This is a genomic window from Pseudomonas sp. LBUM1664, assembly GCF_059695895.1.
Genome location: NZ_CP166791.1, coordinates 736,133 through 750,747 on the forward strand (window position 1 = coordinate 736,133; position 14,615 = coordinate 750,747).

Annotated in this window: 8 protein-coding genes and 1 pseudogene; 4 read left to right on the forward strand and 5 right to left on the reverse strand. The window is 62.7% G+C overall.

Annotated elements, in window-relative coordinates:
• Positions 1–94 precede the first annotated feature (94 nt).
• The 5 genes and pseudogenes from ACA047_RS03470 to ACA047_RS03490 form a co-directional block, all read right to left on the reverse strand.
• Positions 95–1,978: a TonB-dependent receptor domain-containing protein gene (locus tag ACA047_RS03470; RefSeq protein ID WP_497356702.1), complete on the reverse strand. Its 1,884-nt coding sequence runs from the start codon at positions 1,976–1,978 to the stop codon at positions 95–97.
• Positions 1,979–2,121: 143 nt separating this feature from the next.
• Positions 2,122–4,020 (reverse strand): 1-deoxy-D-xylulose-5-phosphate synthase, encoded by a 1,899-nt coding sequence (dxs, locus tag ACA047_RS03475; protein ID WP_497356704.1) that lies wholly within the window; start codon positions 4,018–4,020, stop codon positions 2,122–2,124.
• A 115-nt stretch (positions 4,021–4,135) separates the two neighbouring features.
• Positions 4,136–5,023 carry a (2E,6E)-farnesyl diphosphate synthase gene (gene ispA, locus ACA047_RS03480; RefSeq protein ID WP_497356706.1) on the reverse strand — a complete coding sequence of 296 codons (888 nt, stop codon included), beginning with the start codon at positions 5,021–5,023 and terminating at the stop codon, positions 4,136–4,138.
• The gene (locus ACA047_RS03485; protein WP_003185917.1) at positions 5,020–5,262 is read right to left on the reverse strand and encodes an exodeoxyribonuclease VII small subunit; all 243 of its coding nucleotides are present in this window, start codon (positions 5,260–5,262) and stop codon (positions 5,020–5,022) included. Before ACA047_RS03485 ends, ispA begins: the two co-directional genes overlap by 4 nt.
• A gap of 210 nt (positions 5,263–5,472) precedes the next feature.
• Positions 5,473–6,594, reverse strand: a pseudogene (locus tag ACA047_RS03490) (Fic family protein); the annotation flags it as partial.
• Between the two features lie 276 nt (positions 6,595–6,870).
• Here ACA047_RS03490 and ACA047_RS03495 point away from each other — a divergent pair.
• From ACA047_RS03495 to ACA047_RS03510, 4 genes are read left to right on the forward strand one after another with little or no spacing between them, the layout of a single operon-like run.
• Entirely contained in the window at positions 6,871–7,659 is a 789-nt protein-coding gene (locus ACA047_RS03495; RefSeq protein WP_497356708.1) for a YfaP family protein, read from the forward strand.
• A 36-nt stretch (positions 7,660–7,695) separates the two neighbouring features.
• Positions 7,696–9,405, forward strand: coding sequence for a DUF2138 domain-containing protein (locus tag ACA047_RS03500; RefSeq protein ID WP_497356710.1), 1,710 nt, complete (start codon positions 7,696–7,698; stop codon positions 9,403–9,405).
• Positions 9,390–10,049: a DUF1175 domain-containing protein gene (locus ACA047_RS03505; RefSeq protein WP_497356712.1), complete on the forward strand. Its 660-nt coding sequence runs from the start codon at positions 9,390–9,392 to the stop codon at positions 10,047–10,049. The genes ACA047_RS03500 and ACA047_RS03505 overlap by 16 nt, the downstream gene beginning before the upstream one ends.
• On the forward strand, positions 10,046–14,614 hold the full coding sequence (locus ACA047_RS03510) for an alpha-2-macroglobulin family protein (protein WP_497360210.1): 4,569 nt from the start codon (positions 10,046–10,048) through the stop codon (positions 14,612–14,614). Before ACA047_RS03505 ends, ACA047_RS03510 begins: the two co-directional genes overlap by 4 nt.
• Position 14,615 lies beyond the last annotated feature (1 nt).

A 14,615-nucleotide genomic window follows, 5' to 3' on the forward strand; every position in this document is an offset into this window, starting at 1 on the left:
CCCAATCGCGAGCGGGCTCGCTCCCACAGGGGATTTGTGGCGAACTCCGATTTTGTATTTACTCGCGATGACGCCCGCCCAAACACAACTTGGATCAGAGCCCCGGCGTCCAAGTCACCCCAAACAACCAAGCCCGACCTTCCTCCCGATACCCATACTGGCCCCCATCATGGCTGTACAGCGCCCGGCTGTAGCCCTTGTCCAGCAGGTTATCCACCTTCATTTCCAGCTTCACCTCCCGGGTCAACGCCCAGCTGCTGCGCAACCCAAGCAAGGCATAGCCGCTCAATGCATTGCGGTTGTTTTCATCGTCGTAGCTGCTGCTTACCGCTTGCCAGGTGGCGCCCAGGCCCAGTCGGTCGAATTGCCGGTCCAGGTCCAGATTCAAGGTCCGGCGAGCGCGGCGGGCCAGGGTGTGGCCGCTGTCGCGGTCCCGCGGGTCGATGATGGCCAGGCCTAGGTTGCTCTGCCAGCCGAACAGTTCCTGGCTGAGGGCCGCTTCAAAACCGTTGATCCGCGCCGAGGCGACGTTCTGCGGGCGTGAGTTGCTGCCAAAAATGATCGCGTCCTCCAGGTCCGTGCGGTACAGCGAGGCCTCCAGGCGGGCGCTGTTGCTCAGTTGGCTGCGCCATTGCAGCTCGTAGCTTTTGGCGGTCTCGGGCTTCAGGTTCGGGTTACTGAAGTCCGGGTAGTAGAGGTCGTTGAAGGTTGGCGCGCGAAAGCTTTCGCTGTAAGTCAGCAACAGGTCGTTGTCCGGGTTCATCGGCAGGGTGAAGGTGCCACTCCAACTATTCTGGCCGCCAAACTGCTGATTCTGGTCGCGGCGCAGGCCCAGCTCGGTGGAGAACGCTTCGGCCCGCAAGCGGTGCTGAATAAACACCCCGCGGTTCCAGCGGCTGTCTTCGTCGAACGGCGTGCTGCTGTTGACCCGGTCCTGGTACCCATCAGCGCCCACGATCAGGCTGTTGCGGGCGTTCAGCGTCACGTCGTTCTGCCAGGTCAGCGAGTCGCGGTAGGTGTTGAACACTTCCCGGACGTCGCTGAGCTTGTCGAAGGTTTTCTCACGATTTTCGCTATGACCCAGTTCGAGACGGGATTTCCAGGCGTCGTTGATCCGCCCGTCCACGTAGCTGCTGAAACTGCTCACCGCAAACTCACTGTAGGGCTGCTGGGGCAGCGACTCGAACGTGTTCGGGTCGAAGCGGCCGAACGGGTTGTCGAACTCGCTCTTGCCACGGTTATCCAGCAGGTTCAGGCCGATTTCCAGGTCATCGTTGACGACGTGGCTCAAGCTCAGTCTCAAAGACTGGTTGCGGTAGGCGTCGTCGTCCCGGTCACTGGCGTAGGACTCATGGGTCCGATTGGCCCCGACGGTGTCGTCCAGGCTGGCGCCGAGGCTGAAGCGGGTCTGCTCGTCGCCACCGGACAGGCCCAGGCTGCGCTCCCAGGTCTGGTGGCTGCCCCAACCCAGATGCAGGCGCGGTTGCAGGCCTTGTTCGTTGCCGCGACGGGTGAAAATCTGAATCACCCCGCCCACTGCATCGGCGCCGTAGATCACCGAGCGCGAACCGCGCAGCACTTCCACCCGTTCGATCTGGTTGATGTTCAGGTGTTGCAGGTTGCTGTCGCCGGAGGTGGCGTTGCCGATGCGCTGGCCGTCCACCAGCACCAGGCTCTGAGCTGATTGGGTGCCGCGAATGTAAATCCCCGGCAGGCTGCCGCGCCCGCCCAGTGGCGCCACCTGAACCCCTGGCACGCGACTGAGCAAGTCAGTGACGCTGGTCGGTTGCAGGCGCTCGATATCGTCACGGGTGAACACGGTATTGGCGGCGCTGCTGTCGTTACGGGCCTCGACCTGGCGATTGGCGCTGATCAGCACGTCTGGAAGTGTCAGGGCTTGATCGCGTTCGAAGGTGTCGGCCAGAAGATCGGTGGCCGGTAGCAGGGAGAGGGTCAGGGCGAGGCGCAGGGGTTTCATGGGGTTCCCATCATGCTTGATTCACACAAAAACAATGTGGGAGCGAGCTTGCTCGCGATAGCGGTGGCTCAGTCAACATAGCTGTCGACTGATTGACCGTCATCGCGAGCAGGCTCGCTCCCACAGGGTTCGGTGTGCTGGAGTTACAGCCCCAGCAGCTGCAACCGCTGACGCACGGCCGCTTCGATCCCGGCCTCGTCCAGCCCGCATTCGGCCAGCATCTGCGCAGGCTTGGCGTGTTCGACGTAGGTGTCCGGTAGGCCCAGGTGCAGCACCGACTTGAGGATGTTTTCCCGGGCCAGGAATTCGCTGACCGCCGCACCGGCGCCGCCCATGATGGCGTTTTCCTCGATGGTCACCAGCAGTTCATGACTGGCGGCCATCTCGCGCACCAAGGCTTCGTCCAGCGGTTTGACGAAGCGCATGTCCACCACGCTGGCATCCAGGGTCTGCGCGACTTTCAGGGCTTCGGCCAGCTGCACGCCGAACACCAGCAGGGCGGTTTGCTTGCCCTGGCGGCGAATCACGCCCTTGCCGATTTCAATCGGTTCAAGGTCGGCTTCAATGGTCGCGTTCGGGCCGGTGCCGCGGGGGTAGCGCACCGCCGCCGGGCCATTGAACAGGTGGCCGGTGGTGAGCATTTTGCGCAGCTCGTTTTCATCGCTCGGGGTCATCACCAGCATGCCGGGGATGCAGCGCAGGAACGACAGGTCGAAGCTGCCGGCGTGGGTCGGACCGTCTTCGCCCACCAGGCCGGCGCGGTCGATGGCGAACAGCACGTCGAGGTTCTGCACCGCGACGTCATGAACCAACTGATCATAACCGCGTTGCAGGAAGGTCGAGTAGATCGCCACCACCGGTTTCGCGCCTTCACACGCCATGCCGGCGGCGAAGGTCACGGCGTGCTGCTCGGCAATCGCCACGTCGAAATAGCGCTGCGGATAGCGTTCGCTGAAGGCCACCAGGTCCGAGCCTTCCTTCATCGCCGGGGTGATGCCCACCAGGCGCGGGTCAGCGGCTGCCATGTCGCACAACCATTGGCCAAACACGCTGGAATACTTAGGCCCGCCGGCCTTTTTCGGCGCGGCGGCCGGGGCATCCAGCGGTTCGAGCTTGGTGATGGCGTGGTAGCCGATCGGGTCGACTTCCGCCGGGGCGAAGCCTTTGCCTTTCTTGGTCACCACGTGCAGGAACTGCGGGCCCTTGAGGTCGCGCATGTTGCGCAGGGTGGCGATCAGTGTGGGCAGGTCGTGGCCGTCGATGGGGCCGATGTAGTTCCAGCCCAGCTCTTCGAACAGCGTGCCGGGCACCAGCATGCCCTTGGCGTATTCTTCGGTGCGGCGGGCGATTTCCCAGGCGCCGGGCAGGCGCGACAGGACCTTTTTGCTGCCTTCACGCATGCTGGCGTAAGTGCGGCTGGAGAGGATTTTTGCCAGGTAGTTGGACAGCCCGCCGACGTTGCGCGAGATCGACATGTCGTTGTCGTTGAGGATCACCAGCATGTTGGCGTTGACTTCCGGCGCGTGGTTCAACGCTTCGAAAGCCATACCCGCCGTCAGTGCGCCGTCGCCGATCACGGCAATGGCCTTGCGGTCGCTGTTTTGCAGACGGGCGGCAATCGCCATGCCCAGGGCGGCGCTGATGGACGTGCTGGAGTGCCCGACGCCAAAGGTGTCGTATTCGCTCTCGGAACGGCGCGGGAACGCCGCGACGCCGTCCTTCTGACGCAGGGTGCCCATGCGCTCACGCCGGCCAGTGAGGATTTTATGCGGGTAGGCCTGATGCCCGACGTCCCATACCAGACGGTCATCCGGGGTGTCGAACACGTAATGCAACGCGATCGTCAGCTCGATGACGCCAAGGCCTGCACCGAAGTGCCCACCGGTCTGGCCGACCGTGTAGAGCAGTTCCTGGCGCAACTCATCGGCCAGGGTTTCCAGCTCGGCTTCACCCAGGCGACGCAGGCCGTCCGGCGTGTTGGCGCGGTCCAGCAGCGGCGTGGTCGGGCGTTTGCGGGGAATCTCTTGAAACGTCGTGGGCATCAGGCGAATCGTTATAGGTATAGAAAGAGGCGGCAGTTTACCTTATGCATCGCAAGCTGCCCACGCGTTGGCCGGAACTTGGCCGATACGCTGTCTGTAAGGGGTTGGCCCCGTGTCAGCTGCGTCGTTCGACGATATACCGCGCCAAGTCGCGCAACGGCTCGGCCGCCGCGTCAAAGGGTCGCAGCGCGACCAGGGCCTGGTCGCGCAACTCCAGGGCATAGGCCTTGGCCGCGTCGAGACCGAGCAGGGCCGGGTAGGTCGGTTTGTCACGCGCGATGTCGGCGCCCTGGCGTTTACCCAGGGTCTGGGTATCGCTTTCGACGTCGAGGATGTCGTCCTGCACCTGGAACGCCAGGCCAATGGCCCGGGCGTAGGTCTGCAAGGCTTGCAGCTGTTCGGGCGTGGCCCGGCCGCTGGCCAGGGCACCGAGCCTGACGCTGGCCTCGATCAAGGCGCCGGTCTTGTGCCGGTGCATGTATTCCAGCGCACTCTGGTCCAGCTTCAGGCCCACCGAACCGAGGTCGATGGCCTGGCCGCCGACCATTCCGGCGGGGCCAGCCGCCAGCGCCAGGGCACTGACCATGTCCAGGCGAATCTGCGCTGAACAATTGCTCAGGGCCGGATCCAGCAGGGCGCTGAAGGCCAGGCTCTGCAAACCGTCGCCAGCGAGGATTGCGCAGGCTTCGTCGAATTGCTTGTGAGTGGTTGGCTGGCCGCGACGCAGGTCGTCGTCGTCCATGGCCGGCAAGTCATCATGGACCAGGGAGTAAGCGTGGATCAGCTCCACCGCGCAAGCTGCGCCGTTGGCCTGCTCGGCTTGACCACCCAGCGCTTCGCACGCCGCGTAGGCCAGCAGCGGCCGCACACGCTTGCCGCCGTTCATTACGCTGTAGCGCATGGCTTCATACAGACGTGCCAGTTCAGGGCTCGGAGCGGTGAACAGCGTGTCCAGGGCAGTGTTGACCCGGGCCTGACTGCCGGCCTGATACGCGCCGATCATTCAGGTTGTTCCGCGTCGAAAGGCTCTTCGGTCAGCTCGCCGTCGCGCTCGAGCAGCAATTGCACCTTCTGCTCGGCCTGGGCCAGCGCCGCCTGGCAGTCGCGAGTCAAGCCGATACCCTGCTCGAAGGCGGTCAGCGAGTCTTCCAGCGACAATTCTCCGTTCTCCAGCCGTTCGACCAGCGTTTGCAGGTCGGCCAGAGATTGTTCGAAATCCAGTGCAGCTTTTTTGCGGGCCATGGCGGCTATTCCGGTTGACTGTTAAACCGGCGCGACACTAGCAGACATGGGGTATTGGGGCAAATCAAGGGGTGGGAATCGAAGCGGGACGGATGAGATAGAACAGGCTGCGGTAGACTCGCTTTTGTGGCGAGGGAGCTTGCTCCCGCTGGGGCGCACAGCGGCCCCAAACCTTCGAGGGTTCATCCGGATGCGACGCCACAAGTGATCCTATGCGTCTGGATAACTCGCGCGGTATCGAGTACTACGCCCGCCACCTGGCATTCGTTCCAGGCAACCTTTCTCCAGCATCTGCGCCAGATGACGGGTCGCCGTGGCCTTGGAAACCTTTGCCACCTCCTGGTATTGAGCCGCACTGATACCGCCCTCGAAGCCTTTTTCACCGCCATCGAGCAGTCGGTTGAGCACTTTGATCTGTTCAGGCGTAAGTGCGCTTGCGCGATGAATCTGCCAGAACCTTGCCTTGTACAGCACACTTTCGATCCGGGTGATGGCCTGCTGAAGGCTGCGCAACAGCGTCAGCAGAAACCACGTCAGCCACGGAGTAATGTCCAGCGTGGCTTTCTGGCACGTCTCCAGGATTCGATAGTAACCGCAGCGGTCATCGAGAATGCTTGCAGACATGGCATAGAAACGGATCGCCTGGGCCTCCCCTTGGGCCAGTGCCAGATCGGTGAGGGTGCGGGTCAGGCGACCATTGCCATCGTCGAACGGATGCAGAGTGACAAACCAGAAATGGGCGATGCCAGCACGCAGCAAAGGATCGAGTTCGGCCTGATGACGGCTAGCCTCGAACCAGTCGACGAACGTCTGTAACTGTTGCTCCAGGCCTTGACGAGGCGGTGCTTGGAAGTGAACGGTGGGTCGATCCAGCCTGCCTGAGACAACTTGCATCGGTTCGTCACCGCGCAGCGTACCCACTCGGATCTCTCGATGGGCAAGGTCACCCGCTTGATCAGGGAATAACCATTCATGCCATTCCAGCAGGCGCTGGACAGTCAGTGGCTGATTGAAATGCCGGGTCGCGTCCAGCAGCAAATTCGCCAAGCCTTCACTGCGCGTGCTAACCGGGTTGTCGCCGACCTGTTCGAGGCCCAGGCGTCGGGCCAAGGACGATCGCACCGAACCCACATTCAATTGTTCTCCTTCGATGGCCGAAGAGGTCACGATATTTTGCAGTAACGCGTCCAACTCATTCTGAGCGCTGAGCGAAGCCGTGACCGCGCTGGTCATTCCCAGCAGTTGGCCCTGGGTCTGCACGCATTCGCGTAGCAGCGGTGCCAATGCTTCAGCTTGCCAGCGAAAGTCGGGCCAGTCGGGCTGCTGCCAGAGGAGCCATGAAGTCTGTCCGAAAGAGAATGAGCCGAATAATAGCGCTATTCGGCTCATTTTATGAGCCGAATAAATTCGCTATTCGGCTCACGCCACTCTCAAGACGTGATTTCCCACACAGAATCGCCCGTTGCCCGATTGTGAATAATCCGCCGAATCGCTAACCTTCGCGCCATCTACGGCCCCTTGCAACGGGGCCTCCAGACGAAACCCGAACAATGACAGGCAGCGCCGAGGAAGGGCGTCGGGTTACGTCATGCATGGCAGGAGGCATACATGCGTTTTCTTTCACTGTTGATCGTGCTGTTCGCCGCGCCGCTGGTGTGGGCCGCGCCTTCGGCCGAGCTGTCGGAGCCGGTGGGCGGCTGGCGTTACAGCGGCTTGCTCGATCGCACTGAAAACCCTCAGGTCGCCTACCCCACACCGCCCATCGACCGTGGCGTGCAGCGCAATCGCACGATGATCGAAGGCCGGCTCAAGGCCATGGGCACGGCCCGTGCGCCCCACAGCCTGGCGGTCAACGGCAATCCACTGAATCTCTATACCGACGATGAAGGGCGTTTCGCCCGGCCCTATGCGTTCGGTGCCGGTTCCAACAGCGTCGAGGTGCGCAGCTCCGAAGGCCAGTCCCTCAAGCGCGTGCAGTTCTATGAGGCCAACAACCTGCGAACCCCGGCGCAGATCCGCGTGGTGCTGGGCTGGGACGACCCCAAGGCCGAACTGGACCTGCACATCATTACGCCCGACGGCCAGCATGCATTCTTCGGCCAGCCGGCGCTGACCAACGGCGGCGGCCTCGACCCGGATGGCGTCGATGGCCCCGGCCCGGAGATGTTCACCATGACCGCGCCGATGCACGGCACGTATCTGGTCTACGTGAACTATTGGGGCAACTACGGCAGCGGCGGCTATAACTTCGAGGAAACCAGCAACCAGAACGAGGTGATTACCTCGCAGATCAACCTGGTGCTCAACGAAAACACCGTCGATGAAAAACGCGAAACCTTTGTCGTGCCCCTGCGCGCCATTGGCGATCTGTTGCTGGTCAAGACTTTCAATTACTAAGTATTCCGCTCCACGGATGAATAGGCCCTTGTGAATATGAGCGACAACACTGCTTCCCCAACCGAGCCGACACCTGTCGCCAAACCTGTGCGCCGTTGGCCGGCGATGCTGATCGGGCTGTGCCTGGTGGCCGGTGTCGCCGCCGGGTTGGGCTGGTTCATACACAAGCCCAAGGCGCCGCCCATGGAGTTGGCGTTGGAAAAGCTCGGCCTGAGCCGCCCCGACGGCTTGCTCGAAGCCCATTCCCTGAGCCAGTTGCCCAAGGACCTGCTGGCGGTGCCGTTCCTCAAGGCCACGCTCACCGAAGATTTCGTCTTTTATTACGAGGCCCATGCCGACCGCCTCGGGCTGATCGGCAGCCTGCGCCGGATCATCTACGAGCATGACCTCAAGCTGCAGGACAGCCTGATCGAGGCGCTTTTCGACCAGCCGGCCGATGTGGCGCTGTGGCGTGGTGCCGACGGGCGTCTCAAGGATTTCCTGCTGGTAATGGATCGCGGCGGGTTGGCGAAGGTGCTGGAGCCGTTGGCGAAAGTGGCCTTGGATGACACCCAGTTGAGTAAGCTCGGCGACTTGAAGGTGGGCGGCGACGAGGTCGCGCTTTACCAACTGAGCTATAACGCCAGCAAATCCCTGGTCTTCGCTTCCCATGGCGACAAGATGGTCGTGCTGTCGAATCCGACCAAGCTTTACGACAAGGGCAATGGTCCTACCGATGAACGCGGCATGGTCTCGACCCAGGCCCTCGAAGCGCTGCTGGCCGGTGAAAAACTCTTCCCCGAAGCCTTCGGCCTGCCGCCCAAGGCGCCAGAAGTGAAGCAACGGATTTCGGTCAACGCCAGCGTTCTTGCCATGGGCTACCAGCGTTTCATCCCGAACTTCGCCGGGTTGCGCTTCGACATGGACGACAAGGGTTGGCACAGCTTCCTGGCCATGGATGAGCTGGAAAACCAGCCGGACTTCGATTTCAAACCGATCTGGCAAGCCATGCCCATGGGCGCCAGTGCCTGCGTTGCCTTGCCCCTGGCCGCCGAACAACAGAAACCGTTGCTGGTGAAACTCGGCGCCGACGACCAAGCGGCCCAAGCCATGGTCGACCATATGGCCGGCGCGGCGGGCCTCTGCTGGTACGCCGATTCGCGACTGTACACGCCGCTGCTGGTGGCGAGCCTGAACGAAGACGACGGCAAGCTCGACGCCGACCTGGGTAAGCTGTTCGGGTCGATGGTAGGCGCCTATGAAAACAACGTCGCCGAACATGCGTTCCCTGTTGTTGAAAAGCAGGAAGGCCCGATGCATCAGTGGCAACGTCAGGTCAGCTCCAACTTCGGCCCGTACCTGGCCAAGGAAGCGCAGCAGCCCGATGCGATCACCGGCAAGGCGTTCATGCGCGTGAGTTTGGCGCGTCACGGCTCGACCTTGCTGTTTTCCCTCGACGACAAGTTGGTGGACAAGGCCCTCGGCACCCTCGACAAACGCTTCCCGCCCATGGCCGACGTGGTGCCCAAGGACCTGCTGATGCCGGTCTACTTCGGCCCGGACGCCATGGCGCAACTGATGCAACGCGAGACGCTCGACAGCCTGCCCCAGGACATGGAGCCGGTGTTCTACAACGCCGCGCAAACCTACCTGATCCCGAAACTGCGCACCCTCGGCGGCTACGGTAAATACGCCCTGACGTTGCCTGAAGGCAGCGAGCCGGACGGTCACTGGCAGTGGCTGCCGCTGGAATGGAAAGCGCTGTGACAGGGCTGATCCGCAACCCCGGATTGGCGTTGATGCTGGCGCTGCTGCTGGGCGCTCAGGCGTTTGCCACGGAGAAGCCGTCGCTGGATGTGCAGCAATCCCAGGTCTTTCGCGCCTGGTTCGTGCGCATCGCCCAGGAGCAACTGAGCAAGGGCCCGAGTCCGCGCTGGTATCAGCAGGATTGTGCCGGGCTGGTGCGCTTCGCCGCCAACGAGGCGCTGAAAGTCCACGATGACAAATGGTTGCGCAGCAATGGCCTGTCCAACCGCTACCTGCCGCCAGAATTGCAGCTGAGCGACGCCCAGCGGCGCCTGGCCCAGCAATGGCAACAGGGCGGCGGCAAGGTCGGGCCCTACGTCAACGCCATCAAGCTGATCCAGTTCAACAGCCACCTGGTGGGCCGTGACGTGGCCCAGGCCCGCCCTGGCGACCTGATGTTCTTCGATCAGGGCGACGACCAGCACCTGATGATCTGGATGGGCCGCTACATCGCCTATCACACCGGCACCACCACCCCAACCGACAACGGCATGCGCTCCGCAAGCCTGCAACAACTCATGAACTGGAAGGACACCCGATGGATACCCGACGCAGCCAACCCCAACTTCATCGGCGTCTATCGACTCAGCTTTCTCTCCCAATGACCGGTGCCCGCATGCTGCGCTTGTGTTCAAAACTGCCCCTGCTATTTGCCTTGTTGCTGGCACCAATCACTCATGCCGAGGACACGGTAGAGCCCAGCGGCTACACACCGGTGGCCGGTGAAAGCTTCTTCCTGCTGGCCGACAGCAGTTTTGCCAGCGATGAGCAGGCCATGGTCCGCCTCGAAGCCCCGGGCCGCGACTACCGCCGGTTCCGCATGGAGCCCTACGGTGGCGCCGATATACGGGTCTATCGCATCGACAAACCGCTGGATTTCCTCAAGCGCCAGAAGAACCTGCACCGGGTGGTCAGCGACGGCCAGTTCAAGGGCGAAGGCCTGTCGAACACCCTCGCGTACCTGTGGGACAGCTGGTATCGCAAGTCCCGTCGGGTGATGCAACGGGCGTTCTCCTACGAGTCCCGCCAACAGGTCACCGAAGAAGTGCCGGAACTGAAGATGGGCGATGCCATGGTGGCGCCGACCCCGTACGACGCACCGCCACAATTCGCCTTGATCCCGGGCTTGCCGGTGGTCAGCCAGTTCCGTTATCCGCTGTGGCAGGCCAAGCCGATCCAACCGCCGGCGGGCGTCAACCTGGCCGGCTCGTCCAGTGAGTTCGTCAGCGTCGCGCCGGGCAACGTCTACGTGCCGTTGGGTCAGTTGAAGCCGGGCCTGTACCTGGTGGAAGCGTTGATTGGCAAATACCGGGCGACCACCATGGTCTTCGTTTCCAACACCGTGGCAGTGAGCAAGATTGCTGGCGACGAACTGCTGGTCTGGGCCGCACGCAAGCATGAAGGCCGTTCGGTGCCCAAGGTCAACGTGCTGTGGACCGACGGCCTGGGCGTGATGAGCAGCGGTGCCACCGATGAAGACGGCTTGCTGCGCCTCAAACACGTCAGCCCTGAGCGTTCGTTCGTCATTGGCGAGGACGAGGAGGGCGGGGTATTTGTTTCCGAAAACTTCTACTACGACAGCGAAATCTACGACACCAAACTCTACGCCTTCACCGACCGGCCGCTGTATCGGCCGGGGGATTGGGTGTCGCTGAAAATCGTCGGACGTGAATTCAAGAATGCCCGTGACTCGGTGCAACCGGCGGCCGCCGACGTCAATGTCAGCGTGCTGGATGCCACTGGCACCGCGCTGCAAACCCTGGCCCTGAAGCTGGACTCCAAGGCCGGCACCCAAGGCCGTTTCCAGTTGCCGGAAAACGCCGTGGCCGGCGGCTATGAATTACGTTTCAGCTACAAGGACCAGCTCTACAGCAGCGCCTTTCGCGTGGCCGAATACATCAAGCCGCACTTCGAAATCGCCCTGAACCTTGCCAAACAGGATTACCGTACCGGTGAACCGGTCAAGGGCAAACTCGTGCTGCTGTACCCGGACGGCAAGCCCGTGGCCAATGCCACGGTGAGCCTGAGCCTGCGGGCCCAGCAACTGTCGATGGTGGATAACGAGCTGCAATACCTGGGGCAATTCCCGGTAGAGCTGACCAGCAGCGAAGTGACCACCGATGACCAGGGCAACGCCGAGCTCGACCTGCCGGCCGCCGACAAGCCGAGCCGCTACACACTCACCGTGTTTGCCAGCGATGGCGCGGCGTATCGGGTCAAGACCACCAAGGAAATTCTCATTGACCGTGGTGCCGCGAATTTCCGCCTGAGCGCACCCCAGCGCTTCAGTGCCGCCGGCCAGAAGGTTTCGTTCAGCTACGCCAATGAAGGCGGCAACGACCAAGCCAAAGCCGTGACCCCGGGCAGTTATGGCTGGGTACGGCTGGAAGACCAAACCACCGGCGAAGGCAAGCTGGCGGCCAAGGACAAGGGTTTCAGCCTGACCTTCGACCGCCCCGGCACCTACAACCTGACGCTCAAGGACGACCATGGCCGAGTCATTGGTGCTGCGGCTCATGCGGTGACTGGCGAAGGCATCAAGGCAGTGCCGGGCACCGTTGAAATCGTCCTCGACAAAGCCGAATACAAGGCCGGTGACGAAGCCCTGGCGCTGATCACCTTCCCGGAACCGGTCAGCGATGCGCTGCTGTCGCTTGAGCGGGACAAGGTCGAGGCCACGGCGTTGCTGTCCAAGGGCAGTGACTGGCTGAAGATGGAAAAGCTCAGCGACACCCAATACCGCGTGCGCATTCCAGTGAAGGACGCCTTCGCGCCGAACATGACGTTCTCGGTGCTGTACACCAAGGGCGGCCAGTACAGCTTCCAGAACGCCGGTATCAAGGTGGTTGCGCCGCAGATCGACGTCGCCGTCGTCACCGATAAAGCCACCTACCGGCCTGGCGACACGGTGACGGTTGACCTGAGCACCCAGTTCGCCGGCAAGGCAATCCCGGCGCACCTGACCGTCAGCGTTGTGGACGAAATGATCTACGCCCTGCAACCGGAAGTGGCCCCGACCATCGACCAGTTCTTCTATCACCCGCGTCGCAACAACGTGCGCACCAGTGCCAGCCTGTCGTTCATCAGCTACGACGTGGCACTGCCGGGCAGCCCAGGCGCGCCCGGCAAGGCCAACCGCAGCGAGCGCGGCGTCAAGGTACTGGAGCGGCCCCGTCGTGAAGACGTGGACACCGCCGCGTGGCAACCGGAGCTGGTCACCGACGCCAGCGGCAAGGCCCGCTTCACCTTCAAAATGCCGGATTCCTTGACCCGCTGGCGCATCACTGCTCGGGCCATTTCCGACGACGGTCAGGTGGGTCAGAAAAAGCAATTCATCGGTTCGGAAAAACCGCTGTACCTGAAATGGAGCGGCCCGACCCGATTCCGCAGCGGCGACAAACCGCAGATGGGCCTGTTCGCGTTCAGCCAATCCGAAAAACCGGTGAAGACTGAACTGCTGATCCGTTACGCCGGTGCTGAACAGCGCGTGGTGGCGGACCTGAAAAACGGCATCAACTACGTGGCACTGCCGGCAATGGAGCTGAGCAGCGGCGACTTGAGCGTCCAGTTGCAGGTGAACGGCGAAACCCAGGACACCCTGGCCGTACGCCTGAACGCCAGCGGCAACGGCTGGCAAGTCACCCAGAGCCAGCGTCTCGACGTGGCGAGCGGCGACACACCGCTGACCCTGCCTGCCGACGCCAGCGATATCCGCCTGCGCCTGGACGACAGCCCGCAAGCGCTGTTCCGTTCGGCCCTGGATGATTTGTTGAGCTACCCCTACGGCGGCGTCGAGCAGACCGCCAGTCGTCTGCTGCCGTTGAGTATTGCCTACCCGACTCTGGCCGCGAATCCGCAGATTCGTGACCGCTTGCGGCTGATCATGCAGAACAGCCGCTTGCGTCTGGTGCAGATGGCTGGGCCATCGGCGAGCTTCACCTGGTGGGGGCAGGACGGCGAGCCGGATGCGTTCCTCACCGCCTACGCCTATTACGCCGACTGGTACGCCAGCAAAGCCTTGGACTTGAGCCTGCCGCCGGAACACTGGCAGCGGGTGCTGGAGGTCTACGCCAAGCAGGCCGGTGATACGCCGCTGTTGCAGCGTGCGCTGATTCTGTCGTTCGCCAAGCAGATGCAACTGCCGGTGAACACCTTGCTCAGCGGCCTGATGGACGACCTGGCGAAGGCCCGCGAAGACAGCACCGAGAGCGTGATGGACAGCGGTGAAGACAGCCTGGTCATGAACGCCCCGGATTCGGCCCTTGGGTTGGCCAGTGCCCGCGTCCTGACCGCATCCCTCGCCAAACAGGCGAAGGTGCCATTGCCGGCGGCCTTCAGCCGTCAGGTGGACGCCGCGCAACAGCAACTGGACCTCAGCTCCCAGCCGTTTGTCGAGGCCCTGGTGCTGTCGTTGCAAACCTTCGATCAGGCTCGCTCCACTGCCTTGCTGGAACGCGTGCTGCCGCAACAGTCCACCCTGGAACGAGCCCTGGCCCTGACCTGGCTGCAACGCAGCATCGAACAGGCCTCGCCAGCCGTGGCGCTGACCCCGGGCGAAGGCTGGACAGCCAAGCAAGGCGTCACCGGTGAAACCTACTGGCAATGGCAGGGCGCGCAGTTGCCGACCCTGCTGACGCTGACCGGTGCCCAGGAGCGTCCACTGCAAGCGGCACTGAGCTTCCAGAGTCAGCAGCCGCCCGTGGCGCCGATGGCGGTGTCCATCACCCGTCGCCTGTCGCGTCTGGTGCCGGGCGACGAGGCCTTCACCTTCAAGCTCGAAGCCGTGGGCAATAAACCGTTGTCCAGTGACAGCCTCTATCTGGATGAAGTGATCATCACCAGCAAAGCCCCGACACCGCTGCGCTACGGCATGCTCGAAGTACCGCTGCCGCCGGGCGCCGACGTGGAACGCACCACCTGGGGCATCCAGTTGATGGGCAAAGCCGACAGCGAACCGACCTCCCTGGAAAAGGCGCGCTTCGAGCCAGGCCAGATGGCTTACGCGGTGCCGGTGGATGCCCTCAGTGGCGAATTGCGCCTGCGTCACCTGGTGCGCTTCTCCCAGAAGGGCCAGTTCTCCTTGCCGCCGGTGCGCTTCACTCAGGTCTACGCGCCGCAACATCAGGCCCGGGAACAGAAACCAGCGCTCGGTCAGGTCACGGTCAACTGAC